Origin of the sequence: Vibrio sp. Isolate23 (assembly GCF_022398095.1) — a bacterium.
GTDB classification, from domain to species: Bacteria; Pseudomonadota; Gammaproteobacteria; order Enterobacterales; family Vibrionaceae; genus Vibrio; species Vibrio coralliilyticus_A.
Genome location: NZ_JAKEUV010000006.1, coordinates 122794 through 148367, shown reverse-complemented (window position 1 = coordinate 148367; position 25574 = coordinate 122794). Strand labels below are relative to the sequence as shown.

The window sequence follows — 25574 nt, the reverse complement described above, 5'->3', positions numbered from 1 at the left end:
ACTCTGCTCTCTGACATTAGTAACGCCAATCAAAACCTAAACTCATACTTCGAACCAAATACCGTTTCACTGTCAGTGGTACTTTTATTGATGTAATCAATGTTAAGCTTAATTTTTCCTTTGAGTGCAGGGAGCTGATAAGACAACTGATATTGTTCCTGCTTTTCGTTGCTATCATTCAATAACTTTTTTGTCGAAATAATAGCAGAAATTTGATGGTCATTAACAAGCTGTAAATAACTACTCAATGACCAGCTAGCCTTATTCAAATAGCTAGACTGCAAATAATCGTCAATCCCATCACTAATAATGGACTGACTCTCCTCTGAAGACATTAATTGATATTCAGCCACTATACGTAATGAGCTATCAAATATCGACTTATGTCCGCTCCAACCCACTAGATACGCACCTAATCCTTTATCTTTTTGAGCTGAAGACATTTCTGTATACAGTCCATGCTGTACACTATATATTTCCGGTAAGGTCAACTTTACATCAACAGCAACTTGCTTTTGGTTCCTCAAAGCTTGCTGCTTGTTTGCCTCAAACCAATAATGCTGAGTCAAGCCAAGTTCGAACCAACTATTTAATTTACTCGCATACCTTAATGAGGCTCTGTAATCATAATCAAGTTTGTCTAACTTTGACGTCACAACGTTTAGATTCCAAACACCCAATAGCGGATTCTCTCCGATCCAGCTCAAGCCAGCATCTAAATCTTTTCCTGATGTAGTTAAAATGAGACTATGATTCCAGCCGTGCCCCCACCACCTAGGAAGCATCCCTACATCAAATAGTGTGTGGCCAGCATTCAAGGCGATATAACTGTCCGTAAATGAAGCTTCTTTGCTCTCATCATTTTCTCGGTATGAAGAATTAAGCCTGAACGCATAACTATCAGTAAGGTGCTCATAACTTGCCTCCACCGTCCATTTGTCACCGCTGACATCAGAAAACCAACCATTGTCCAGCTCCGAATTCCCTCCAGACATCACAAAACGACGATTACCTCGGTTGAGCTTAGCCGTATTCAGAGCGTACTTGAAATGCTCAAGTTCAGTACCAAGATGATTATTGACAGTGACAAGAGCGTCACTTCCTGCCACGGAAGACCAACGCAAAGGAAAATTACTTGTTACACCACTAAGTTTGCTTGCATCACTTAAAGCCGTCATGGATGACCTCAAAAAAGGGTCATTCGCTTCGATCCAAGGAGAAGAGTAACTATTACTACTTGTAAACAGAATAGGTATAAGTACTATCGATAAGCTGAGCCTCTCAATCCTTGGCATGTGTCCTACTTTAAATTTCTAATTCACCTATAAAGCACAAATAATGTAGTGTGAATTGCCTAAAAATGAATTCATTATAAAGGTCGATTTAGATTAAGCAATCCACCATACTGTGATCATCTTGCATTAAAGTTATTTTAATTTTTACAGATATAATAAAGTGAAATAGAATCAGAATTGGAGCAGGTGAAATTTGCTCCAGCATCGATGTTAATTTGTAAATTTACAAAGGGATACTCAATGAAAAAAATTGCTCTAACCATGTTAGTGGCGCTATGTGCTTCTGCTGGGGCTTTCGCTGAGGAAAGTACCGCAGCAAGTACTGCAGGTGGCTCTACCGCTGGTGGTACTGCAGCTGGCTCTACCGCAGCTGCATCTACAGCAGCTGCTGGCGTAGCAACCACGACGGCCGTCGCGGTAGGCGCGGCCGTTGCTGTTGCTGCGGTTGCGGTTGCTGCATCAGATAATGATGGTACTACTGGTACTACCGGCACTAACTAATTGGTACTTTCGTTATAAACACCCTTAGCTTTGCTAAGGGTGTTTTTTTGCAATATTAAGGCCTGAGCTTTCATAATGACCAATAAAATACTTGCTCTATTTATCGCGACTTTAATCCTATTCTTAAGTGGATGTACCCAACGCTTCTCTGATACTAACGAGACCCTTAAAGAAGCCTTTTGGGGATTTGAAGACGAGAATTTAGATAAAGAGTCGATAGAAAACATCCCTTACGCCAGCAGCTATTTTAAAATCAATGATGGTCCACAAATTTTCATGGTGCTTGCATTCGTTGAAAGTAACCCCAACACCGGAAAAACTCAGTATAAGTGGTTATCCAGTGATAAAGCGATGATTGTGACCGAAGAAGGACGTATCGTTAAAACATATAACCTTCCAGACGCAAATCTAAGGGGTACAATTCCTTTCAAAGAAATGAGCCACTTTAAAACGCCTCAGTATACTTGGGATGCCGTTTATGATTGGCAACCAGGTTACCAATATAATAATCATGCCAAAATTATGACAGAATCCGTTGCTACGACTCAATTAAACTCGGTACTGTGGTCTCAACAAGTTAAGATTTGGCAAGAGTACATTTCATTTGAAAAGCTAGGTAAAAACATGCAAAGCACCTTTTGGGTAAATGACAAGGGCCATGTACTAAAGTCGGCTCAATGGGTCATTCCAGACCAGCTTTTTATCGAGCAAGAAGTACTCAAACCATATCAAGGATGAACTTAATGACACGTGGTTTTTTATTTTTATTAACTTTGAGTTCTTTCGCAAACGCTATTGCCGCTAACGTCACTGTTGAACTTCCCAGTGAGCAAATCGTGATGGATTATACTGCTCCGATTCGTTTAGAAAGAGCCCTCGCTGACACCATAGAGCATAGTCAGAGAAATACTCCTTTTAGCTATCCGATCAATAACGCTCTATTCAACTTGGATAAACAAAGAGTTGCCAACAACAAAAAACAAGCGGCACTGAATCTGATTGATAAACTCAAACAACAAGAAGCCGAACTGTATGAAAGTCTAGGTATTTTACGCGAGCAAGTTAAGACTTGGCAGATAGGTTATCGAGAAAACCTCTCATTGGATCTCGACTTCATTCGTCTCACTCCTTCTGCCAACCCTATGCTAACTGGCCACTATCAATTCGAATACCCAGAGCGGCCGACAACTATCACCCTAGAAGGACTGTTTTTCAGTCCGACGATGCCTGAAGTAAAACCCAATTGGACGGTGAAAGATTACTTATCAACATCCAGAGTACTTTCCAGCGCAAACAATAGTCATGCTTGGGTGATTTACCCAGACGGTCACTACAAACAAGTCGGTTTCGCTTACTGGAACGATGAAAAAACACCTCTGCCTCCAGGCTCTAGCATTTTCCTAGGGTTTAACAATCCATCCAAAGAACTCTCTCAACTTGAGCAAGAGATCGTCTCTCTGATTGCCTGGAGAAGAAATTACTAATGAAACTTAATCCAATCACAGCGCTATTTCTTTCCCTTGGTTTCGTTTCCGTCAGTCAAGCAAGTGATTATCTCAAAGTCTCTCAAACAGATTTTGGTGGTGTCGGGCTAATGCAAATGCCTTCTGGACGTATGGCTGAAGAAGGTGAGTTCAACATAGGTGTCAGCATTAACGATGACTACCAACAATATACAGCATCAATTCAGTTGATGAGCTGGCTCGAGTCTACCGTTCGCTATACACGGGTGCCCGATCTATTGTTTAGCAGCGATCCTGCCTATAGTGGAGATAATTTATATACTGATAAAGGAATCGACTTCAAAGTCCGCCTTTGGCAAGAGGGGTACTGGTTACCTGAGACGTCAATTGGAGTTCGTGATTTTGGCGGAACAGGGCTATTTGACGGTGAATTTGTTGCCGCCACAAAACGCTTTGGTAGTGTAGACATCACCCTAGGGCTTGGCTGGGGTTACCTAGGCCAACGCGGCAATGTGACCAACCCTTTCTGTAAAGCAAGCGATGAGTACTGTAATCGTGACAGTGACTTTAAAGGTACCGGTGGTAGTGTCGATTATGAGCGCTGGTTTAAAGGCCCTGCGGCAATATTTGGAGGTCTTGAGTATCAAACGCCTTACGCGCCATTTCGTTTAAAGCTGGAATACGACGGTAATGATTATACCCAGGACTACCCTGTTGTTCGCGCTGGTAAGCCTCTGCCTCAACATACTCCGTGGAATATAGGGGTTAACTATCGTTTAGGAGATTGGGGGGACGCCAAAGTCAGCTATCAACGTGGCGATACCATCACTTTCGGGATTAATCTCTACACCAACTTCAATGAGATGAAAGCAACATGGCGTGATGAGCCTAGACAAGCAATCAATAACACTGATAACCCTAATCCAGATTGGCAATCAGCAGCAAAACAGATTGAGTCAAACGCAGGCTTTGAGCAAAACTCTGTTACGCTTGATGGCGATACCATCATCGTCAAAGGCCAGCAGAAGAAGTACCGAGATAGAGAAGAAGCGCTTGACCGAACCGCAGCAATTTTGTCTAACCACTCAAACGACTTGATTCGTGTATTTAAAGTCGTTGAACAACAAGATGGTATAAACCTTAAAGAAACCACCATCGATAAGCAGAAATATCTCACTGCGGCGAATTACTTATCAACTGAAGCAAAGGTCAAAGACAGTTTTGAAGAATCAGAGCCTAACAATAATATTGCCAATGCACCTGCTGCAGAAAATAAGGAGCGTTGGGATTATGGCTTAGAGCCAGTGCTAAAACAAAGCATCGGAGGCCCTGAGTCTTTCTACTTGTACAGTTTAGGCATCAGCGCCAACTCAAGCTACAAGCTAATGGATAACCTCGAGTTCGGCGGTTCTATTATCTTCAACTTAATCGATAACTACGACAAGTTTAACTACGTTGAAAACTCTCCGCATGTAAGGAACTACTCGACACCGAGAGTTCGAACCATGTTCCGCGCCTACGTACATGATAACCCTGTCAGGCTTGACCACCTCCAGCTCACATGGTTTGAACAGCCATTCGAGCAAGTTTATACCCAGATGTACGCAGGCTATCTCGAAATGATGTTCGCAGGTGTGGGTGGTGAGATCCTATATAGGCCGATGAACACAAACTGGGCGCTAGGCTTTGATGCCAACTTAGTGAGCCAACGTGATCCCGATTCATGGTTTGGCACATACAGCGAAGATTATTTCTTTTATGATGAGACAAGCTGTAGTGATCCGATCCCTTCCTGCCAAGCATATGTGTTAAGTAAAGGGACAACGGGACATGTGACCGGCTACTATATGCCGAACTGGGATTTCCTCACTGGTACACTTTTCAAAGTCAGTGCAGGCAAGTTCTTGGGAGGTGATATGGGAGCTCGCTTCGATTTTTCTAAGCAATTTAATTCTGGAGTTATCGTCGGTGCATACGCGACCTTTACCGATCTGACAGCAGAAGAGTATGGCGAAGGAAGCTATAACAAAGGCTTCTATATTTCGATTCCTCTGGACATTATGACGATTAAGCCAAGTACCAGTCGCGCTGATATCTCTTGGGAGCCAATTACCCGAGATGGCGGGCAAATGCTGAAGAAACAATACAACCTATTTGAGAAAACAGACGTTCGTTCTCAATGGTATCAACGACCTAGCACCGTTGAGTAGAATTGGCGAAGGCTGGCAGTGATGCCAGCCTTTTTACTCTTACGCTCTAGGGAAAGGGAATGCGGTTACTTTATTAATATGATCATTATTGGTTGCCAGCATAACTAGACGATCGATACCTAGTGCCACTCCTGCACATCGTGGTAAGCCTGCTTCTAATGCCTTAATCAAATAATGGTCAATGGGTTGTGTGGTTAGGCCCATTTGTTGTCGTTTAACGTTATCTAGCTCAAAGCGTTTAAGCTGCTCTTCGGCACTATCCAGTTCATGGAAGCCATTTGCTAACTCTATTCCTTTAAAATACACCTCAAAGCGATCGGCAACACGGCTGTCTTGGTCGTTTATCTTTGCCAATGCCGCTTGTGAGGCAGGAAAATCGTACACAAAGGCAGGAACTTGCTGACCGATTTCAGGCTCAACTCCAACGCTAAATAATAGTTGCAGCAAGGTGTCTCTGTCCTGTTCTGGCTGAGCAATATCACTAAGTCCTAACAAACCAGCCGTTACTTTCAGCTCTTCCATCGACGCCTCTAGCGGACAAATTTTCAATATTGAGAGAAAAGCCTGTTGATAGGTCATACGATCTGCGGCTCCAACCTTCAGACTCAGTTGCAGTAGCTCATCCATCTCATCCATCAACTGATGGTGATCAAAGCCAATCCGATACCACTCAAGCATGGTGAACTCAGGGTTGTGATATCGGCCATTTTCTTCATTACGAAAAGATTTACAGATCTGGTAGATACAGCCACTTCCTGCAGCTAGCAAACGCTTCATATGAAACTCTGGGCTGGTCATTAAATAGAGATTCTTACCTTGCGAATAGCCAGGGCCAACAAATTTGGTTTGAAACGTGTGCAAATGAATATCTGTCACTGTTGCATGACTCATCGCGGGTGTATCAACCTCAAGGACGTTTTTATCCTTAAAAAACTGACGTATCTGCCCAATCAAATCCGCGCGTTGCCTTAACTGTTCAATGCTTGCCGTGGGTTGCCAATCTGCCTGCATAGCTCTTCTCTCGTGACGATGTATTGTGGCGCAAACTATCATCTTTCACTCAAATTGCAAATGAACAGCTCTTAGCTTGAAGCGTTAAAATAACGTACTACAAGAAATAATTCCCCAGCTTTAACATTGATGAAATTAATAACAAATCTCACTCGCAACATACCCGTAACAGCAGGTTCTGCAGAGACTTAGAGCTAAAATAGGTTTGCCGTGATAGTAATCACATAACCTGTATTTTCTATGCTCTCATATGCATTACTGGGGAAAAAACCTAAATACATCAACTTTTCCATAACGATACTCTTCTACACTGCCCCTACCACTTTTGGGGGAATTCCCTCATTTTATGATAACAAGCGGAACACTCCGCAATTTCACACTGGAGGATAACTGTGCAAACTATCATCACAGATATCGCAGTCATCGGCGCTGGCGGCGCTGGTCTTCGCACTGCTATTGCAGCAGCTGAAGCAAACCCTGATTTAGAAGTCGCACTGATTTCTAAAGTTTATCCAATGCGTTCCCACACAGTCGCAGCAGAGGGTGGCTCAGCAGCAGTTATCAAGGATGAAGATAGCCTAGACAATCACTTCAACGACACCGTTGGTGGTGGTGACTGGCTATGTGAACAGGACGTTGTCGAATATTTTGTAGAAAACGCGACTCGCGAAATGATCCAAATGGAGCAATGGGGCTGCCCATGGAGTCGTAAAGAAAACGGGGAAGTCAACGTACGCCGCTTTGGTGGTATGAAGGTTGAGCGTACATGGTTCGCGGCTGATAAAACTGGCTTCCACATGCTTCACACCCTATTCCAGACATCAATGAAGTACGACAACATCAAACGTTTTGATGAGTACTTTGTGGTGGATCTTCTTGTCAATGAAGGTGAAGTGCAAGGTCTTATCGCCATTCACATGTCAGAAGGTGAACTCGTTACGATTAAAGCCAAGTCTGTTGTTTTAGCAACAGGTGGTGCAGGTCGTGTTTATCACTGTAATACTAACGGCGGTATCGTAACCGGTGATGGTATGGCAATGGCTTACCGTCATGGCGTACCTCTACGTGATATGGAATTCGTTCAGTACCACCCAACTGGTCTTCCAGGTACAGGTATCCTGATGACCGAAGGCTGTCGTGGTGAAGGCGGTATCATCGTTAACAAGAATGGCTACCGTTACCTACAAGACTACGGCATGGGCCCTGAAACTCCAGTTGGCCAGCCAAAGAACAAATACATGGAACTCGGTCCTCGCGACAAAGTTTCTCAGGCTTTCTGGCATGAACAGCAGAAAGGCAACACCATTAAACATCCTCTAGGTGATGTGGTTCATCTAGATCTTCGCCACCTTGGTGAAGAGTACTTGCAAGAGCGTCTACCGTTTATTTGTGAGCTAGCGAAAGCATACGTTAACGTTGACCCTGCGAAAGAGCCGATTCCAATTCGTCCAACGGTGCACTACACCATGGGTGGTATTGAAACTAACGGCGAATGTGAAACACGCATTAAAGGTCTATTCGCGGTAGGCGAATGTGCTTCTGTTGGTCTTCACGGCGCTAACCGTCTAGGTTCTAACTCACTGGCTGAGTTCGTGGTATTCGGCCATGTTGCTGGTGAACAAGCAGTGAAACGTGCAGCGGAATTCAAGGGTTGGAACGAAGAATCTATTGCAGCTCAAGTCAAAGATGTTGAGCAGCGTATCGCAGCACTAATGAACCAAGAAGGCGATGAAAACTGGGCAGATATCCGCACTGAAATGGGTCATACCATGGAAGCGGGCTGTGGTATCTACCGCCAAGAAGATTTGATGCAAGCCACCATTGATAAAATCACTGAGTTGAAAGAGCGTTACAAGCGCATCAGCATCAAAGACAAAGGCAAAGTGTTCAACACAGACCTTCTGTACGCTATCGAAGTCGGTTACGGCCTAGAAGTGGCAGAAGCTATGGTTCACTCTGCCATCCTACGTAAAGAGTCTCGTGGTGCCCATCAGCGTCTAGATGATGGCTGTACTGAACGTGATGACGTAGAGTTCCTCAAACACTCTCTGGCTTTCTTCCAACCAGATGCAGCGCCAACTATCGACTACAGCAAAGTGACTATCACTAAGTCACAGCCTAAAGCTCGTCTATACGGTGAAGCTGCTGAGAAAGCCGCCGTTGAAGAAGCAGCAAAAGCGGCACAGAAGAACGCAGAGGAGCAAGCATAATGTCAGCAAATCGCATCCAAAAAGTAGAGATTCTGCGTTATGACCCAGAAAAAGACGCAGAACCGCACTTCCAGACCTTTGAAGTACCATTCGATGAAACTATGTCGACCCTTGATGCACTTGGCTACATCAAGGATAACCTAGATAAAGACCTGTCTTACCGTTGGTCTTGTCGTATGGCGATCTGTGGTTCATGCGGCATCATGGTTAACGGCGTGCCGAAACTTGCTTGTAAAAGCTTCCTGCGCGATTACCCAAACGGCGTGAAGATCGAGCCATTAGCAAACTTCCCAATCGAGAAAGACTTGATTGTCGACATGACGCCATTCATTGAGCGCCTTGAAGCCATCAAGCCTTACATCATAGGTAACGATCGTAAACCTGAAGACGGCACTAACCTACAAACGCCAGAGCAAATGGCCAAGTACAAGCAGTTCGCCGGTTGTATCAACTGTGGTCTATGTTATGCAGCGTGTCCGCAGTTTGGTCTAAACCCTGAGTTTATCGGCCCTGCTGCACTGACTCTTGCCCATCGTTACAACCTCGACAGTCGTGACAATGGTAAAGCAGAGCGTATGGCGATGATCAATGGTGAAAACGGCGCTTGGGGCTGTACCTTCGTCGGTTACTGCTCTGAAGTATGTCCGAAGAACGTCGATCCTGCGGCTGCAGTAAACCAAGGTAAAGTCGAGTCTTCTATGGACTTCGTGATTGCTATGCTGAAGCCTGACGGTACACCAGCAAAAACAGCAGAGGAGGCATAAGAATGAGTAACCGTAAACCTTATGTTCGTGAAGTAAAACGTACTTGGTGGAAAGATCATCCTTTTTACCGCTTCTACATGCTGCGTGAAGCGACTGTACTGCCTCTGATCCTATTTACTGTCTTCCTGACTTTCGGTTTAGGTTCACTAGTGAAAGGTTCCGAAGCTTGGCAAAGCTGGCTTGAGTTTATGGCCAATCCACTTGTAGTCGCGATCAACATCGTTGCGCTTGCGGGTAGCCTACTGCATGCTCAAACGTTCTTCAGCATGATGCCGCAGGTAATGCCGATTCGCTTAAAAGGTAAGCCAGTGGATAAGAAGATCATTGTGCTTACTCAATGGGCAGCCGTGGCATTTATTTCTCTGATTGTGCTGGTAATCGTTTAAGGAGCTATGACTATGAAACCTAATTTTTCTGTAGATAGAGCCCCTAAGCGTTCTGATGAGCCAATTTGGTGGGGACTGTTTGGCGCTGGCGGTACTTGGTTTGCCATGATAACCCCTGTGACGATTCTGGTTATTGGTGTACTTGCTCCATTAGGCATCATCAATGCAGAAGCCCTAAGCTATGAGCGAGTGGTTGATTTTGCCACAAGCATCATTGGCGCTCTATTTATCATTGGTACACTCGCGCTACCAATGTGGCATGCAATGCACCGTGTTCATCATGGTATGCATGACCTTAAACTCCATACCGGTTTGGTCGGAAAAATCGCTTGTTACGCATTTGCAGGCTTGATCTCTGCCCTCGCAGTGATCTTTATCTTTATGATTTAAACAACTGAGTTCTTAGGTGATAAAATAAGCCCGCTCAATGGAGCGGGCTTATTACTATCTAAGCGAAGCTAAAGAATAAAACGACTCAGATCTTCATCTTCGACTGTATCGCCCAGTTTAGCTTTTACATAGTCAGAGTCTATCGTCAATTGCGAACCGGATTTATCCGTTGCTTCAAACGAGATCTCATCCATCAAGCGTTCCATCACCGTATGCAGGCGACGAGCGCCAATGTTTTCCGTGGTTTCGTTAACCGTCCACGCCGCTTCAGCAATTTGAGTAATACCATCCTCGGTAAATTCGATATCCACATCTTCAGTTTTCATCAGGGCAATGTACTGCTCTGTCAACGATGCTTTAGGCTCTGTCAGAATACGTTTGAAGTCATTGCTTGAAAGCGCTTCTAGTTCAACGCGAATTGGCAAGCGACCTTGTAATTCAGGGATAAGATCTGATGGTTTTGCCACTTGGAATGCGCCAGACGTAACAAACAAAATGTGATCAGTTTTTACCATACCATGCTTGGTTGAGACCGTACTGCCTTCAATAAGCGGCAGTAAATCACGCTGAACACCTTCGCGAGACACATCTGGGCCAGAGCTTTCACCGCGCTTACAGATCTTGTCAATTTCATCGATAAATACGATACCGTTATTTTCAACATTAAAGATCGCCTGCTCTTTTAGCTCCTCTTGGTTCACAAGCTTCGCAGCTTCTTCTTCTGTGAGCGCCTTGAAGGCATCTTTAATTTTCAGTTTACGCTTCTTCTTGGTATCGCCCGCTAGGTTTTGGAACATACCCTGCAGTTGGTTAGTCATCTCTTCCATACCAGGAGGCGCCATGATCTCAACCCCCATCTGAGGAGCTGCCACATCGATGTCGATCTCTTTGTCGTCTAGCTTGCCTTCACGTAGCTTCTTGCGGAAAATTTGACGTGTATTTGAAGCACTTTCGTCCTGTTGCTCGTTTTGCCCCCACGCATCTCGTGCGGGTGGTAAAAGCGCATCAAGAACACGTTCTTCAGCTTGCTCTTCAGCACGGAATCTTACTTTTTCCATTGCTTGCTGATGCGTCATCTTGATGGCAACATCCGTCAGATCACGAATGATAGTCTCGACCTCTTTACCAACATAACCTACTTCAGTAAATTTGGTCGCTTCCACCTTGATAAATGGCGCGTTCGCCAACTTTGCCAGACGGCGAGCAATTTCCGTTTTACCCACACCCGTTGGACCAATCATCAGAATATTTTTCGGGGTAACTTCGGCACGCAAGCTTTCTTCTAGCTGCATACGACGCCAGCGATTACGTAGTGCAATTGCTACAGAGCGTTTCGCATTATCTTGACCGATAATATGGCGGTTCAGTTCATGCACAATTTCGCGAGGAGTCATTTCAGACATATCAAATTCCTTAAATTCTAGTAGCCACTATCTTGGGTTATTCAGCACTTAATAGAGCTGGAATTTCTAGTTCTTCGATAGTGTGGTGATGATTAGTAAACACACAAATATCACCGGCAATTTTCAATGATTTTTCAGCAATATCACGCGCATCCAGTTCGGTGTTCTCTAGTAATGCGGTCGCTGCAGCTTGAGCAAAATTACCGCCGGAACCGATCGCAATCAGATCATTTTCAGGCTGAACCACATCACCATTACCTGTGATGATCAAAGAGGCAGTCTCATCCGCCACAGCCAATAGCGCTTCTAATTTGCGCAGCGCACGGTCACTACGCCAGTCTTTGGCCAACTCTACCGCCGCTTTCGTCAAATGGCCTTGATGCATCTGCAGCTTGCTTTCAAACTTTTCAAACAACGTGAAGGCATCCGCTGTTCCACCAGCAAAGCCAGCAAGCACTTTGTTGTTGTACAGGCGGCGCACTTTGCGCGCATTACCCTTCATTACTGTGTTACCCAAAGATACTTGTCCATCACCAGCGATGACGACTTTGTTGTTACGACGTACAGATACAATGGTAGTCACGTGTAGGGCCTCATAATAGTTTTCATCTTAGTGTTAGAAGATATATGAGGTTAGCTTAAAGGGAATTCAAGGGCAGTCGGTGCTAAGGAGCCACGCTTAAAGGAAGCAATGAGCATCAAGATATTGCTACAAGCACGTAGAACAAAATCTCTAGCGAACTTAGGCTCGATACAAGAAAGCGAGCCAATTGGCTCGCTTCATTTATCTACTGACTGTCTTTCCAGATCGCACAAGGTTCAATCTTAGCACGCTGAAGTTTGTGCTTATCTCGTTCTGCATCACGCTTGAACTTATATGGCCCTAACACCACACGATACCATTTGCTGCCCTCTTTCTTGCGGATCTTGCTGTTGATCCCCTGAAAAGCAATATCGAGCTTACGCGCTTCGGCCTGAGAAGCATTGGTGTACGCCCCACACTGCATGATATAAGGGATCTCGGACACCACCTGCTCCTTGGCTGTGACTTCAATCTCACGACTGGGAAGGGATTCAACGTAGTCCCATTTTTCTTCCGGAGGAGGTGGTAACACCTTATCAGCCTTTGGTTTAGGTTTCGGCTTGGTTTGCTGCACAACAGGCTGGGGGGGCTCAGGGTCATTGTTCAATGTATAAAGTCCGTAGCCAAACCCTCCTACCAGCAAAATTGCCAGTAACCCGCTTCGCCATGGCTTTCTTTTGGGAGCCGACTTTTTACGCACGGGTTTGCGCCCGCTGTTACCACGACCGCGCTTTACATAATCTCTATTTGCCACTGCTGTACATCAATGTCTATTACCTCTTTGGCTATGGTAATGCAGTTTGCGCCCTGATTACAGAGGGGAAATGGAAGCGGCGCATCAAAATGCACCGCTGTGGGGAAAGCTATCCTCAGATGACTCGCGGTGGAGCGGCACTTTCTCTGACCACTAACTGAGTTTCCAACAATCTTGAGCCTGCTCGAACATCATGTCCTCGCAACAACTCCAACATCATCAACATCGCTTGACGGCCAATTTCGTAGCGCGGCTGAGAAATGGTGGTCAGCGGTGGATCGCAGTACTGAGCAAATTGAATATCATCGAAGCCAACGACTGAAAGATCTTGTGGTACTCGTAAGCCTAATTTCTTCGCTTCCTGAATCGCACCAATGGCCATTGCATCGTTGTGACAGAAAATAGCAGTTGGAGGCTCAGGTAGAGATAGAAGCTGTCTCACTGCTTTTGCGCCATCTTCAAACGAGAAATCACCATAGATAGTGTAGTTGGGGTTCATCGTGATCCCCGCTCGACGCAGTGCTTGCTGGTAACCTTGGAAACGGAATTGACACAATACAGCTGAGTCCGGCCCAGAAATCTGGGCAATACGTTTATGCCCCATTTGTGTCAGATAGTTCACTGCTTCAAATGCCGATGTCAGGTTGTCAATGTGAACCGTCGGCAATTCCAACTCTGGCGCAAATTCACACGCCATCACCATAGGTGGCAAGTTTTTCTGCTCTGGTTTGCTGACGTCAAATGGCAGATCCGTACCAAGCAGCAACATACCATCCGCCTGCTTAGTAAAGACAAGGTTAACAAAAGAACTTTCTCGTTTTTTCTGCTGACCACTATCTCCTAGCAGTACTATGTACCCATGCTCCATTGCTGCATCTTCTATCCCGCGAATAATCTCTGTGTAGTAGGGATCACAAATATCTGGGATGATAGCAATAATGGTTTTGGACTCATTTCGGCGCAGGTTGCGCGCCAGAGAATTTGGTGAATATCCGGCTTCTAAAACTGCATCTTCGACCCGCTTCCTTGTGGCTGAAGATACTTTTTCCGGGTTCATTAGAGCACGCGATACTGTTGCAGTTGAAACACCGGCCAGCTGAGCAACATCCTTCATTGTCGCCATATATTAATTACCCTCTTTATTTCCTAAACATGGTAGCGCCTAGTGCCACCTAAACCGATTTTGATGAGCTGAAACCCATTCTTATGTTTATTGCCTAGAGCAATCGTTTACCTGTCTTATATCACTCAATTTATTCAATCAAGCTAATCCATAGTTTATTCATTTCGAAACAGAAAGTTACGGGAAGATTAACAAAATTAAACCCCGCAGCGAGACGTGAATCACAATTAAATGAAAAAGATGAAAATCAACTCAGATCTTGCGGCTCAATATCTAAAGACCAGCGAACCTTTTTTGCATTAGGTAGCATTTGGATCGCGGGTTTGGCACTAGCCAGTAGTTTTTGCATCCTTGGGCGAGTTTGCGTCTGCAACATTAGCTGCCAACGGTGCTTACCAGCTCGTTTTGCCAGCGGAGCCGGTGTGGGGCCCAAAACCTGACAATAACCGTCAAAGAGAGGATGAGCTTCCAAGGTATGACGAACCTGACGCAAAAATGCTTCCACGTGTTGGGAGTTATTCGCCTCGGCACGAAACAGTGTCAAATAAGAATAAGGTGGCAGCAGGGCAAATTTACGTTCCTGTAATGCAGTCTCAGCAAAATGGCGATAACTTTTGGTCAGCAGTGCCTGTAATAAACTGTGTTCAGGGTGATGGGTTTGTAGTATCACCTCCCCGGGTTTGCTCGCACGACCGGCACGCCCTGCTACCTGAATAAACAATTGAGCCAAACGCTCTGATGCCCTGAAATCACTGCTGTATAGTGAACCATCAACATCCAGCAATGCTACCAATGTCACATCAGGGAAATGATGACCTTTCGCCAACATCTGAGTACCAATCAATATTTGGTATTTACCGCTACGAATTGCACCTAGCGCTGATTCAAGACTCCCTTTACGCCGAGTGCTGTCGCGGTCAATCCGTATGGTTTTATATTCAGGAAAGAGCTCACCCAGTTGCGCTTCAAGCTGCTCAGTACCAACGCCCACCGTTACTAAGTTGGATGAACCACACCCTTTACACTGATGAATAGTAGGCTGCTGAGAGCCGCAATGGTGACAACGAATTTCATTGCTGTATTGATGGTAGGTGTAATACGCATCACAACGCTTACATTCGGCAATCCAGCCGCAGTCATGGCACATCAAAGCTGGCGAAAAACCGCGGCGATTGAGAAATAGCATCACTTGATTGCCCGCGCTGAGATGTTGACGCATTTCAGCAATTAAAGACGCAGATAAGCCACTTTCCAGATACTGGCCTTTTACATCCAACACCTTATTTGTCGTCGGTACAGCATTGCCTGCGCGCGCTGTCAGTGTCAGATGGTGGTACTTGCCTGATAAGGCGTTATGCAGCGTTTCCAACGCAGGCGTTGCTGAGCCAAGAACAATAGGGATTTGTTCCTTATTGGCCCGCATTACGGCGACATCACGCGCATGGTAGCGAAGGCTGTCTTGTTGCTTATACGAAGCATCGTGTTCTTCGTCTACAATGATGATGCCGAGATCGGCAAAAGGAGTGAGCAGTGCTGATCGCGTGCCAATCACGATGCCAGCCGCTTTATCACGAGCACTTAACCAAGCATTTAACCGCTCACTGTCATTGAGCCCCGAATGAATAACAGCAACTGGAACTTCAAACCTATGACGAAAGCGATTGATTGTTTGAGGCGTCAGGCCAATTTCCGGTACTAAAACGAGAGCTTGCCGCCCTTTCTCCAACACTGGCTTGATAAGGTTAAGATAAACTTCCGTCTTACCTGAACCGGTCACTCCTTCCAGTAAGAAACAACCAAAGCCATCAAAGCTATTAACGGTCGCAATAGCGACAGCCTGCTCTTCATTAAGCTTTGGCTTATCCACATCCGCTTCAACCTGCCGACTCCAATCGCGAATCTCCGGTTTGCACTCTATCGACTCAATCCAGCCTTTCTCTTGCAAGGTTTTGAGAACACTAGAGCTGATTTCTTCATCAATGAAGTGCTGGTGTGGTACTGAACCACTTTCAAGCATATGCATGACTTTGGCTTGCTTGACGGCTCGGCCAAAACCTAACATCAGCTGATTACGCCCGGCTGCAGTCAACTGCCATTCCACCAGCGTTGCAAAATCGGCTTCTTTGCCTTTACGAAGTGCACTTGGCATCGCATTGAGCAAGGTGTCTCCAAGAGGATACTGGTAAAACTGACTGCACCATTGCAGTAACTCGTAGAGGCTATCGGGCCACACAGGCTGAGAGTCCAACACCTGTTTCAGCGGTTTGAGTTTATCAATGCTAAATTCTGATTGATTAACAAGCGCAGTCACCACCCCCACCAAAGTCTGGGGGCCAAAAGGCACAGACACACGTCCACCAATAACAGGGAATAGGTGTGCCGGGATCTGATAGTCAAATTGTTTGTCGAGTGGTACAGGCAAGGCTACTCGGGCAATCGTCGGTCGCATATAAGCTTAAATACAATCAAAGGTACCCAGTTAGTCTAAGGGAAAAGCGCTAAACGGGGAAGCAACGACATCATGAACTTCAGTTCTGCGATGGTTCAACCTCATAGGCGAAAAAAGTAGCAACTTTATTGGTAAATCGGTTGATCCCAGAGAACGTATTCATTACTATATCGCGCCTTAGTGATATGGCTTGCTTTTGAGCAGCGGTATCCAAAGTGACATTTTATTAACTACGTGTGGTGTCCGGCTTAGAATCGGATAGCGACACGGCCTATTACAGAGGTTCTCCCATGAAAGCTGGTATCCACCCAGAATACAAAGCAGTTAAAGCAACTTGCTCTTGCGGTAACTCTTTCGAGTTCAACTCAACTCTAACTAAAGAGTCAATCCACCTAGACGTATGTGACAAATGTCACCCATTCTACACTGGTAAGCAGCGTATCGTTGATACTGGCGGCCGTGTAGATCGCTTCAACAAGCGTTTCGGTGCTCTTTCTTCTAAGAAATAATTTCTTTTTAGATGAAAAGAAAAGGACGCTACGGCGTCCTTTTTTGTTATCTGCTTTTGCCCCAACCCATTCAGAATAATCTCTTCCACTGTTTGATATTCGCTAGCCATATCTCTACCCATCTGGTCTTATCTCCAGTGATTTAGCACATTTTATTGCTTTAGCTCGCATTCTGACCTAGGCAGCTTGACTTAGTTACTCTAGAATGGATTTCCCCTATCCTAATTATTATTAACGAGTACCTACACCTATGTCCGATGACAATCGCCAAGAACTATCCCCTGAAGAACAATTCCGTCAGCAAGCGCTGGATTACCATGCTTACCCAACAGCAGGTAAAATTTCGGTGGAGCTGACAACACCAGCCGAAACGGCAGGTGATCTGGCGTTAGCGTACAGCCCAGGCGTGGCTGAGCCTGTACGTGAAATTGCACAGAATGCAGATAATGCCTATAAGTACACCTCAAAAGGTAACATGGTAGCGGTTATCTCTAACGGAACAGCAATTCTTGGTCTTGGTAACTTAGGTCCACTGGCATCAAAGCCAGTCATGGAAGGTAAAGCTCTTTTGTTCAAACGCTTTGCAGGTTTGGACTCTATCGACATTGAAGTCAAACACCGCACAATCGAAGAATTTGTCGATACGGTTGCCAACATTGCCGATACGTTTGGCGGTATCAACCTTGAAGACATTAAAGCCCCAGATTGTTTTGAAATTGAAAAGCAATTAATCGAGCGCTGTGATGTGCCGGTTTTTCACGATGACCAACACGGCACAGCGATCGTAACCGCAGCCGGGATGCTTAACGCAATTGAGCTGCAAGGCAAAAAGCTAGAAGACGCGACGATTGTCTGTCTTGGCGCAGGCGCTGCAGCAGTAGCTTGTATGGAGCTACTGATCAAATGTGGTGCGATGCGTGAAAAAATCTACATGCTTGATCGCAAAGGCGTTATCCACACTCGCCGTGATGATCTCAACGAATACAAGCAGCTATTTGCGAATAACACTGACAAGCGTACGCTGGAAGATGTTATTGAAGGCGCAGACCTGTTCTTAGGCGTATCTGGCCCGAACTTGCTCGCTCCTGAAGCTCTCAAACTGATGGCTGACAAACCTGTTGTCTTTGCGTGTTCAAACCCAGATCCGGAAATCAAACCAGAGCTGGCACATGAAGTTCGTGATGATTTAATCATGGGTACAGGTCGCAGTGACTACCCGAACCAAGTGAACAACGTATTGTGTTTCCCATTCATCTTCCGTGGTGCTCTTGACGTTCGTGCTAGCGAAATCAACGATGAAATGAAACTCGCTGCGGTAGATGCCATTCGTGAACTGGCGAAAGAAGAAGTTCCAGCGGAAGTATTGAAAGCCGCTGGCGTGGATAAGCTGGAATTTGGTCCTGGTTACATCATTCCTAAACCGATGGACTCTCGCCTATTGCCACGTGTTGCAAAAGCGGTTGCTCTAGCGGCTGTGGAATCAGGTGTAGCTCGTATTGAGATGCCAGAGAATTACATGGAAGCGTAAGCGTTTCTCTCTGAAACAAAAAACCGCTGAATATTCAGCGGTTTTTTTGTATTTAGCGAAATAAAAATAAGGTGTGCAGCTGGTGATTACTCTTCATCATACGCTTCGAATTCAATCCCCATCTCAGTCATGAGTTTTTTCACTTCCGCGGGAATATCATCTGGGCGATCTTTACGTAAATCTTCATCAGTAGGTAGTGGCTGGCCTGTATAAGCATGCAAAAACGCTTCACAAAGCAGCTCACTGTTGGTCGCATGGCGCAGGTTATTAATCTGACGACGGGTTCGCTCATCAGTTAAAACCTTCAATACTTTCAATGGAATAGAAACCGTAATCTTCTTTACTTGTTCACTTTTCTTTCCATGTTCAGCATACGGACTAATGTATTCGCCGTTCCAATCTGCCATTGCGCACCTTTATGATTCATTATGTATAAAATTAGAAAGCGTAATTTTAGCGGGATTTATGGCCACAAGCAAAGACATATAGACGTCTAGAAGTGTTGACGTCTTTAAAAATGAGAAGTAAAGTGAAGAGACATACGATTGGAATAACATATATCTAACATCCGGCAAATAGGTATAGTGTAATCTCCAGCCAAGTCACTACAGTTCGAAAGGAAACACTTATGAGCGCCCGTAAACCAGCCACAATCGCGGTACGTACTGGTATCGAGTCAGACACTCAGCATCACGCCGTTGTGCCACCTATTTACCTCTCGACTAACTACGGTTTTCCCGCCTTTGGCGAAGTGCCAAAATATGACTACACTCGCTCGGGTAACCCAAACCGTGGCTTGTTAGAAAAAGCTCTGTATGAGCTGGAGTCTGGTAAAGGTGCGGTAGTGACCAACTGTGGAACCTCTGCATTGAACTTATGGGTCTCTGCATTTCTTGGCCCAGATGATCTGATCGTCGCACCACACGATTGCTACGGCGGTACGTACCGTTTGTTTAATACCCGCGCTCAGAAAGGTGATTTCAAGGTCCAGTTTGTCGATCAGTCCGATCAAAAAGCCTTGGACGAGGCTATTGCAAAAAAACCTAAACTGATTCTGTTAGAAACACCGTCTAACCCTTTGGTTCGCGTAGTCGACATTGCCGCGGTATGTGAAAAAGCCCGTCAGGTTGGTGCACTGGTCGGCGTCGACAATACCTTTTTGACACCTGTGTTCCAAAAGCCTCTCGAACTCGGCGCTGACTTCGTCATTCACTCGACAACCAAGTACATTAATGGTCATTCTGATGTCATCGGTGGCGTGGTGATCACCAAAACTGAGCAGCATGCTGAAGATCTTGCTTGGTGGGGCAACTGTATCGGCGCAACAGGCACACCATTCGATAGCTACATGACATTACGCGGTATTCGCACCTTGGGCGCACGCATGAAAGTACATGAAGAAAGCTCAGCGCACATTCTCAATTACCTACAGTCTCAGTCTCTGGTAGGTAACATCTATCACCCTAGCTTGCCGGATCACCCTGGTCATGAGATTGCGAAAAAGCAGCAGTCTGGATTTGGCTCCATGCTTAGCTTTGAGTTTGCAGGCAGCTTTGAGCAGCTCAAACACTTTGTTGGTCAGCTAGAACTCTTCTCACTCGCTGAATCACTTGGCGGCGTAGAAAGCCTGATTTGCCACCCAGCGTCGATGACACACCGAGCAATGGGAGAAGCGGCACTAGCTGAAGCTGGTGTGTCCCAACAATTACTACGCCTTTCAGTTGGTCTAGAAGACGCTGACGACCTGATTGCAGACCTTGAGCAGGCATTTAATAAAACCAAGGAGGCGTTGTCATGAGCCAGCAACGTCAATTGCATAAATTTGGCGGCAGTAGCCTCGCGGACCCAGAGTGTTACCGCCGCGTCGTCAACATACTCAAAGAGTATTCAGACAAAGAAGATTTGATTGTTGTCTCTGCTGCGGGTAAAACCACTAACCGTTTGATCGAATTTCTCGACGCATTAAGCAAAGATGGCCGCCTCGCGCATGAAGCATTGCAAACGTTGCGTCAGTTTCAAACCCAACTGGTTGAGGAGCTACTCCAAGGAGAGACTCAACAACAGTTGATCGCAACACTAAACGATGAATTCAGTACACTGGGTGAGCTGACAGCTCCGTTAACTAGCGCCGAGCGCGCAGCCGTATTAGGTCACGGAGAAGTGTGGTCTTCACGACTACTGGCAGCATTACTGAATCAAAACGACCTACAGGCTGTCGCTCAGGATGCAAGAGCCTTCCTACGTGCCGAAGCAGGCACACAACCTGAAGTTGACCGGGGCACCTCCTATCCACTGATCAAAGAAGTGCTCGCTCAACACGCCCATCACCGCGTTGTGATCACAGGCTTTATGGCACAGGATGAGCAAGGCCATACCGTTCTGCTTGGTCGTAATGGTTCAGATTACTCCGCCACTGTCATTGGTGCGCTAGCCGAAGTAAAACGCGTGACCATCTGGAGTGATGTTGCCGGTGTCTACAGCGCAGACCCTCGTTTAGTTTCGGATGCTTGCCTGTTGCCATTACTTCGCCTTGACGAAGCCAGTGAATTAGCCCGGCTTGCAGCGCCCGTTTTACACAGTCGTACTTTACAGCCTGTTGCACAAAGTGCGATGGATTTGCACCTACGTTGTAGCTATGACCCCGAAGCTGGCTCAACTCGAATCGAACGTGTTCTTGCATCAGGCCGCGGTGCTAAAATTATCTCCTCGTTAAAAGAAGTACTGCTTATTCAACTCAACTTTGCCTCTGGGCATGACTTCAAACGCCTTGAACAGGAAACCTTGGCAAGTTTGAAACGAGCACAGCTAGAACCCTTAACCTACGAGGTTCAGGAAGATCAGCAAACCCTGCGCTTAGCCTACACTGCCGAGATTGCAGGTGGTGCGCTCGAATATCTGCAAGATGCGGCGATAGAAGCAGAAATTAAGCTCAAAGAAGGCTACTCACTAATTGCGGCCGTCGGCGCAGGCGTGACGAAAAATGCAAGCCATTGCTATGGTTTTTATCAGAAGCTCAAAGCTGCACCTATCGAGTTCATCTCAGAATCCCAATCTGGTTTGAGCTTAGTCGCTGTACTGCGCAGTACAGATACTTCTGTTCTGGTTAAGTCAATCCATAGCCAGTTATTTCAAGCTCAAAAACGTGTCGGCATTGCTCTATGTGGTAAAGGCAATATTGGCTCGAGCTGGCTCGAACTGTTCGCCGAGCAAAAAGCTGAACTGGAAAAGCGTCGCGGCATGAACTTTGAGCTGGTTGCCATCGTTGGCAGCCAAAATTATTGGTTCAATGCTGAAGGGATTGATGCCAGTACCGTCAGCGATCACTATGAAGAAGAGGCCGTTGAATACCAAGGTAATGAGTGGGTAAGAAAGCTCGGCGCCATCCAAGGTTACGATGATGTAGTCGTGCTTGATGTGACGGCAAGCCCACAGCTGGCAGAGCGTTACCTAGAGATTGCAGAACAAGGCATGCACCTTATCTCGGCCAACAAAGTCGCCGGCTCTGCGTCCAGCAGTTATTATCATCAAGTGCAAGATGCCTTTGCCAAGATAAACCGCTACTGGCTGTATAATGCAACTGTCGGGGCAGGTTTACCCATTAATCATACCGTCAAAGATCTACGTGAGAGTGGTGATGATATTCATGCCCTATCCGGAATTTTCTCCGGAACGTTATCTTGGTTATTCCAGCAATATGACGGCAATGTCCCTTTTGCTGAGCTGGTGGATCTCGCTTGGCAGCAGGGGTTAACTGAACCCGATCCGCGTAGCGACCTCGACGGTTCCGATGTTATGCGAAAATTGGTTATTCTTGCTCGAGAGGCAGGACTCGACCTCGAGCCTGAAGCCGTCAAAGTCGAAAGCCTAGTTCCCTCTGAACTCGCGGAGTTGTCTCTCGATGACTTCCTCGATAACAGCCAACTATTGAGTGAGCTATTAGCTGAACGTTTAGAAAAAGCTCAGCGTGAAGATAAAGTACTTCGTTATGTTGCTAGGCTGGAAAAGAACGGTTCTGCAACCGTGGGAGTTGAGGCACTTAGCAAAGAACATGCATTAGCTAACCTGCTGCCATGTGACAACATATTTGCCATCGAAAGTAAATGGTACAAGGATAACCCTCTAGTCATTCGCGGCCCGGGCGCTGGTCGAGAAGTCACCGCAGGTGCGATTCAGTCCGATCTCAACTTACTTTCCAGCTTCTTATAATCGACTTTAGCGCAGCCCTCAGCTGCGCTTTTTCTTTCCCGCACAACTATTCACCTTTCAAGTTGAAAGCGTCTAATATTTAACTTGAGAAAAATTCATAATCGTATTGTTGACTTTAAATCGTATTCAATACATCCTGTGGACATATAGACGTCTAAACGTCGATTTGAGGAATTTGAGTTTTCGTGGTCTTGGTTACCACATGGAGAGAGTAAGATGGGATACACACACGCAGGCCATATTGATGCCTTAAATCAAAATATCGCCGAGCTTTCTGACAACATCAATGTGTCATTTGAGTTTTTTCCACCAAGCAGTGAAAAAATGGAAGAAACATTGTGGAACTCTGTCCATCGCCTCAAAACACTAAAACCTAAGTTCGTTTCTGTTACATACGGAGCCAACTCGGGTGAACGTGACCGCACTCACTCCATCATTAAAGAAATCAAGGCAGAAACCGGCCTAATCGCCGCTCCTCACCTAACATGTATTGACGCGTCACGCGAAGAGTTAGTTCGAATTGCGGATGATTACTGGGCAAATGGTATTGAGAGCATTGTCGCTCTTCGTGGTGACATCCCACCGGGTGGCGGTAAGCCAGAAATGTACGCCTCCGATCTGGTAGAACTGCTGAAAGAGCGTCATGATTTTGATATTTCCGTCGCTGCTTTCCCAGAAGTGCATCCTGAAGCAAAAAGTGCTCAAGCCGATTTACTCAACTTAAAACGCAAAGTGGACGCGGGAGCAAACCGTGCTATCACTCAGTTTTTCTTTGACGTCGAAAGCTACCTACGTTTTCGTGATCGCTGTGTTGCAGCAGGCATCGACGTTGAAATCGTACCGGGTATTTTGCCGGTTTCTAACTTTAAGCAAGCATCACGCTTTGCCGCACAAAACAATGTCAAAGTACCAAGCTGGATGGCAAAACAGTTTGAAGGTCTGGATGATGATCCAACCACGCGTCAATTGGTTGGTGCAAGCCAAGCAATCGATATGATTCGAGTGCTGAGTCGTGAAGGTGTGAAAGACTTCCACTTCTACACACTAAACCGCGCAGAAATGACTTACGCGCTGTGCCATACGTTAGGCGTGCGCCCTCAGGTATAACCTGAACTCATTATTCCTCTAAAAACGTAAAAAGGGTTGGCCACAAGCCAACCCTTTTCTCATTAAGACAGGACTTATTCGACTTCGTCCATCTTACCGAGCAGATTACGGATACGCTCCTGCCATGCAGAGTGCTCTTGCTGCATTTGCTGTGCTTTCTGTTCAATCTCTTCACGGCTAGAGCGAAGCTCATTAGCTTCTACAGCTAGCTTTTCTTTTTCTTCTTTCAGCTCTTCCACTTCCATTTGTAGAAGTGCAATGGTGTCAACTGCAGTTTGGATTTTCGCTTCTAGTTTTTCTAGTACTTCAAAAGACATCTTAGCCTACCTTGTATTGTCCGGTTATTGTGAAGAGCTTTCTCCACCTAATACTCTCATTCTACTTAGGCAGAGAGTGATAAACACGCCCTATATTCTATATTTCGTATCATTCGGTCAAAAAAACAGCATACATTGACAATGTACTGACGGAGAAGTGTTGCGGGTAATTTTTTTGGCGATTTGCACCTCATTTTGATCGAGTTCAATCTCACCAGCCTAAAATAGCAAACGTTTACTTACGAATGTGCTAAAATCCTGCGCGTTTAATTCATTCCCCTATTCTCTAGATTTGGAGTCCTCATGAAACGCGATTTAGCAATAGCATTTTCCCGAGTAACTGAAGGCGCCGCACTGGCTGGTTATAAATGGCTAGGACGAGGTGACAAAAATGCGGCCGATGGTGCTGCCGTTGGAGTAATGCGAATCTTACTTAACAAAACAGAGATTAGTGGCGAAATCGTAATTGGTGAAGGCGAGATTGACGACGCCCCCATGCTATATATTGGAGAAAATGTTGGCCTAGGCGGTGATGACATCGATATCGCAGTTGACCCTATTGAGGGGACACGCATGACAGCTATGGGTCAATCAAATGCCCTAGCGGTCCTCGCCGCAGGTGAAAAAGGCAGTTTCCTTAAAGCACCAGACATGTATATGGAAAAGTTGGTTGTTGGGCCTAGTGCGAAGGGCTGCATCGATCTCAACAAACCACTGAAAGACAATCTAGAGAATATCGCCCAAGCACTAAATAAAACCCTAGATACTTTGGTCGTTATTACACTGGCTAAACCGCGCCATGATCAGGTGATTGCGGAGATGCAGGCAATGGGAGTACGTGTCTTTGCTGTACCCGATGGTGACGTAGCCGCTTCTATTTTAACCTGCATGCCAGACAGCGAAGTCGATGCAATGTACTGCATTGGCGGCGCACCTGAGGGGGTGGTGTCTGCTGCAGTTATCCGCGCTCTGGATGGTGACATGCACGGCCGTTTACTGCCTCGTCATGAAGTTAAAGGCGATACAGAAGAAAACCGCATTTATGGCACGGCTGAGCTAGCACGCTGTAAAGAAATGGGTGTAGAAGCAAATGTCGTACTCACCATGGAAGACATGGCGAAGAGTGATAATGTGGTTTTCTCAGCAACTGGTATCACTAAAGGTGATCTGCTGGATGGCATTACTCGCCAAGGTAACATTGCTACCACAGAAACACTGCTTATCCGAGGTCGCTGCCGTACCATTCGCCGTATTAAATCCACCCATTATCTTGAGCGAAAAGACGCCGAAGTAAGAGAGATTATTCTCTAACCTCTAGCAGAGTTATTTGATAGTAAATAAACCTCTGCTGTATAAATCAGATAC

The 25574-nt window shown here is 45.8% G+C and carries 23 protein-coding genes; 14 read left to right on the top strand and 9 right to left on the bottom strand.

The window, feature by feature from the left end:
• Positions 1-29: 29 nt before the first annotated feature.
• A complete protein-coding gene (locus tag L1D31_RS15535) occupies positions 30-1178 on the bottom strand; it encodes a capsule assembly Wzi family protein (RefSeq protein WP_239837996.1) in 1149 nt (382 codons plus the stop codon).
• A gap of 357 nt (positions 1179-1535) precedes the next feature.
• Here L1D31_RS15535 and L1D31_RS15530 point away from each other — a divergent pair, with 357 nt between their 5' ends.
• From L1D31_RS15530 to L1D31_RS15515, 4 genes are all read left to right on the top strand, one after another.
• Positions 1536-1796, top strand: a complete 261-nt coding sequence (locus tag L1D31_RS15530; RefSeq protein ID WP_239837994.1) for a hypothetical protein — start codon at positions 1536-1538, stop codon at positions 1794-1796.
• Positions 1797-1871: 75 nt separating this feature from the next.
• Positions 1872-2534, top strand: a complete 663-nt coding sequence (locus L1D31_RS15525) for a YjbF family lipoprotein (RefSeq protein WP_239837993.1) — start codon at positions 1872-1874, stop codon at positions 2532-2534.
• A 5-nt stretch (positions 2535-2539) separates the two neighbouring features.
• Complete coding sequence (locus L1D31_RS15520; RefSeq protein ID WP_239837991.1) at positions 2540-3280, top strand: capsule biosynthesis GfcC family protein; 741 nt, start codon at positions 2540-2542, stop codon at positions 3278-3280.
• Positions 3280-5469, top strand: a complete 2190-nt coding sequence (locus L1D31_RS15515) for a YjbH domain-containing protein (protein ID WP_239837990.1) — start codon at positions 3280-3282, stop codon at positions 5467-5469. Before L1D31_RS15520 ends, L1D31_RS15515 begins: the two co-directional genes overlap by 1 nt.
• Positions 5470-5508: 39 nt before the next feature.
• On the opposite strand, the gene epmA is transcribed toward L1D31_RS15515, so the two are convergent.
• Positions 5509-6480: an elongation factor P--(R)-beta-lysine ligase gene (epmA, locus tag L1D31_RS15510; protein WP_239837988.1), complete on the bottom strand. Its 972-nt coding sequence runs from the start codon at positions 6478-6480 to the stop codon at positions 5509-5511.
• A 392-nt stretch (positions 6481-6872) separates the two neighbouring features.
• Between epmA and frdA the strand changes: the two genes are divergently transcribed.
• The 4 genes from frdA to frdD are packed head-to-tail and all read left to right on the top strand — an operon-like array spanning position 6873 to position 10230.
• On the top strand, positions 6873-8690 hold the full coding sequence (frdA, locus tag L1D31_RS15505; protein WP_239837986.1) for a fumarate reductase (quinol) flavoprotein subunit: 1818 nt from the start codon (positions 6873-6875) through the stop codon (positions 8688-8690).
• A complete protein-coding gene (locus L1D31_RS15500) occupies positions 8690-9454 on the top strand; it encodes a succinate dehydrogenase/fumarate reductase iron-sulfur subunit (protein WP_045975826.1) in 765 nt (254 codons plus the stop codon). The genes frdA and L1D31_RS15500 overlap by 1 nt, the downstream gene beginning before the upstream one ends.
• 2 nt (positions 9455-9456) lie before the next feature.
• Positions 9457-9840, top strand: coding sequence for a fumarate reductase subunit FrdC (gene frdC / locus L1D31_RS15495; protein WP_239837985.1), 384 nt, complete (start codon positions 9457-9459; stop codon positions 9838-9840).
• Positions 9841-9852: 12 nt separating this feature from the next.
• Complete coding sequence (gene frdD, locus L1D31_RS15490) at positions 9853-10230, top strand: fumarate reductase subunit FrdD (RefSeq protein WP_239837984.1); 378 nt, start codon at positions 9853-9855, stop codon at positions 10228-10230.
• Between the two features lie 68 nt (positions 10231-10298).
• On the opposite strand, the gene hslU is transcribed toward frdD, so the two are convergent.
• From hslU to priA, 5 genes are all read right to left on the bottom strand, one after another.
• A complete protein-coding gene (gene hslU, locus L1D31_RS15485; RefSeq protein WP_239837982.1) occupies positions 10299-11633 on the bottom strand; it encodes an HslU--HslV peptidase ATPase subunit in 1335 nt (444 codons plus the stop codon).
• A 37-nt stretch (positions 11634-11670) separates the two neighbouring features.
• Positions 11671-12216 carry an ATP-dependent protease subunit HslV gene (hslV, locus tag L1D31_RS15480; protein ID WP_239837981.1) on the bottom strand — a complete coding sequence of 182 codons (546 nt, stop codon included), beginning with the start codon at positions 12214-12216 and terminating at the stop codon, positions 11671-11673.
• 205 nt (positions 12217-12421) lie between these two features.
• Positions 12422-12970, bottom strand: coding sequence for an SPOR domain-containing protein (locus L1D31_RS15475; protein WP_239837980.1), 549 nt, complete (start codon positions 12968-12970; stop codon positions 12422-12424).
• Between the two features lie 115 nt (positions 12971-13085).
• On the bottom strand, positions 13086-14093 hold the full coding sequence (cytR, locus tag L1D31_RS15470; RefSeq protein WP_239837977.1) for a DNA-binding transcriptional regulator CytR: 1008 nt from the start codon (positions 14091-14093) through the stop codon (positions 13086-13088).
• A gap of 247 nt (positions 14094-14340) precedes the next feature.
• On the bottom strand, positions 14341-16542 hold the full coding sequence (gene priA, locus L1D31_RS15465) for a primosomal protein N' (RefSeq protein ID WP_239837976.1): 2202 nt from the start codon (positions 16540-16542) through the stop codon (positions 14341-14343).
• A gap of 290 nt (positions 16543-16832) precedes the next feature.
• On the opposite strand from priA, the gene rpmE reads away from it, so the two are divergent.
• On the top strand, positions 16833-17051 hold the full coding sequence (gene rpmE, locus L1D31_RS15460) for a 50S ribosomal protein L31 (RefSeq protein ID WP_006963341.1): 219 nt from the start codon (positions 16833-16835) through the stop codon (positions 17049-17051).
• A gap of 250 nt (positions 17052-17301) precedes the next feature.
• Entirely contained in the window at positions 17302-18579 is a 1278-nt protein-coding gene (locus tag L1D31_RS15455) for a malic enzyme-like NAD(P)-binding protein (protein WP_239837973.1), read from the top strand.
• Positions 18580-18665: 86 nt separating this feature from the next.
• Here L1D31_RS15455 and metJ read toward each other — a convergent pair whose 3' ends face one another.
• On the bottom strand, positions 18666-18986 hold the full coding sequence (metJ, locus tag L1D31_RS15450) for a met regulon transcriptional regulator MetJ (RefSeq protein WP_006963343.1): 321 nt from the start codon (positions 18984-18986) through the stop codon (positions 18666-18668).
• Between the two features lie 221 nt (positions 18987-19207).
• Between metJ and L1D31_RS15445 the strand changes: the two genes are divergently transcribed.
• The 3 genes from L1D31_RS15445 (at position 19208) to metF (ending at position 23892) form a co-directional block, all read left to right on the top strand.
• Positions 19208-20377: an O-succinylhomoserine (thiol)-lyase gene (locus L1D31_RS15445; protein ID WP_239837972.1), complete on the top strand. Its 1170-nt coding sequence runs from the start codon at positions 19208-19210 to the stop codon at positions 20375-20377.
• Complete coding sequence (locus tag L1D31_RS15440) at positions 20374-22785, top strand: bifunctional aspartate kinase/homoserine dehydrogenase II (protein ID WP_239837971.1); 2412 nt, start codon at positions 20374-20376, stop codon at positions 22783-22785. The genes L1D31_RS15445 and L1D31_RS15440 overlap by 4 nt, the downstream gene beginning before the upstream one ends.
• Before the next feature lie 216 nt (positions 22786-23001).
• Positions 23002-23892, top strand: a complete 891-nt coding sequence (gene metF, locus L1D31_RS15435) for a methylenetetrahydrofolate reductase (RefSeq protein ID WP_239837970.1) — start codon at positions 23002-23004, stop codon at positions 23890-23892.
• Between the two features lie 74 nt (positions 23893-23966).
• Here the strand turns inward: metF and zapB are convergent, their stop codons facing one another.
• The gene (zapB, locus tag L1D31_RS15430) at positions 23967-24209 is read right to left on the bottom strand and encodes a cell division protein ZapB (protein WP_006963347.1); all 243 of its coding nucleotides are present in this window, start codon (positions 24207-24209) and stop codon (positions 23967-23969) included.
• Positions 24210-24512: 303 nt separating this feature from the next.
• Here zapB and glpX point away from each other — a divergent pair, with 303 nt between their 5' ends.
• Positions 24513-25520, top strand: coding sequence for a class II fructose-bisphosphatase (gene glpX / locus L1D31_RS15425; protein ID WP_239837969.1), 1008 nt, complete (start codon positions 24513-24515; stop codon positions 25518-25520).
• The last annotated feature ends 54 nt before the right edge of the window (positions 25521-25574 follow it).

Bases quoted from the DNA above. Each gene is read 5' to 3' on its own strand.
- L1D31_RS15535 (WP_239837996.1), bottom strand. From the start codon at position 1,178: ATGACGGCTTTAAGTGATGCAAGCAAACTTAGTGGTGTAACAAGTAAT.
- L1D31_RS15530 (WP_239837994.1), top strand. From the start codon at position 1,536: ATGAAAAAAATTGCTCTAACCATGTTAGTGGCGCTATGTGCTTCTGCT.
- L1D31_RS15525 (WP_239837993.1), top strand. From the start codon at position 1,872: ATGACCAATAAAATACTTGCTCTATTTATCGCGACTTTAATCCTATTC.
- L1D31_RS15520 (WP_239837991.1), top strand. From the start codon at position 2,540: ATGACACGTGGTTTTTTATTTTTATTAACTTTGAGTTCTTTCGCAAAC.
- L1D31_RS15515 (WP_239837990.1), top strand. From the start codon at position 3,280: ATGAAACTTAATCCAATCACAGCGCTATTTCTTTCCCTTGGTTTCGTT.
- epmA (WP_239837988.1), bottom strand. From the start codon at position 6,480: ATGCAGGCAGATTGGCAACCCACGGCAAGCATTGAACAGTTAAGGCAA.
- L1D31_RS15500 (WP_045975826.1), top strand. From the start codon at position 8,690: ATGTCAGCAAATCGCATCCAAAAAGTAGAGATTCTGCGTTATGACCCA.
- frdC (WP_239837985.1), top strand. From the start codon at position 9,457: ATGAGTAACCGTAAACCTTATGTTCGTGAAGTAAAACGTACTTGGTGG.
- frdD (WP_239837984.1), top strand. From the start codon at position 9,853: ATGAAACCTAATTTTTCTGTAGATAGAGCCCCTAAGCGTTCTGATGAG.
- hslU (WP_239837982.1), bottom strand. From the start codon at position 11,633: ATGTCTGAAATGACTCCTCGCGAAATTGTGCATGAACTGAACCGCCAT.
- cytR (WP_239837977.1), bottom strand. From the start codon at position 14,093: ATGGCGACAATGAAGGATGTTGCTCAGCTGGCCGGTGTTTCAACTGCA.
- priA (WP_239837976.1), bottom strand. From the start codon at position 16,542: ATGCGACCGACGATTGCCCGAGTAGCCTTGCCTGTACCACTCGACAAA.
- rpmE (WP_006963341.1), top strand. From the start codon at position 16,833: ATGAAAGCTGGTATCCACCCAGAATACAAAGCAGTTAAAGCAACTTGC.
- L1D31_RS15455 (WP_239837973.1), top strand. From the start codon at position 17,302: ATGTCCGATGACAATCGCCAAGAACTATCCCCTGAAGAACAATTCCGT.
- metJ (WP_006963343.1), bottom strand. From the start codon at position 18,986: ATGGCAGATTGGAACGGCGAATACATTAGTCCGTATGCTGAACATGGA.
- L1D31_RS15445 (WP_239837972.1), top strand. From the start codon at position 19,208: ATGAGCGCCCGTAAACCAGCCACAATCGCGGTACGTACTGGTATCGAG.
- L1D31_RS15440 (WP_239837971.1), top strand. From the start codon at position 20,374: ATGAGCCAGCAACGTCAATTGCATAAATTTGGCGGCAGTAGCCTCGCG.
- metF (WP_239837970.1), top strand. From the start codon at position 23,002: ATGGGATACACACACGCAGGCCATATTGATGCCTTAAATCAAAATATC.
- zapB (WP_006963347.1), bottom strand. From the start codon at position 24,209: ATGTCTTTTGAAGTACTAGAAAAACTAGAAGCGAAAATCCAAACTGCA.
- glpX (WP_239837969.1), top strand. From the start codon at position 24,513: ATGAAACGCGATTTAGCAATAGCATTTTCCCGAGTAACTGAAGGCGCC.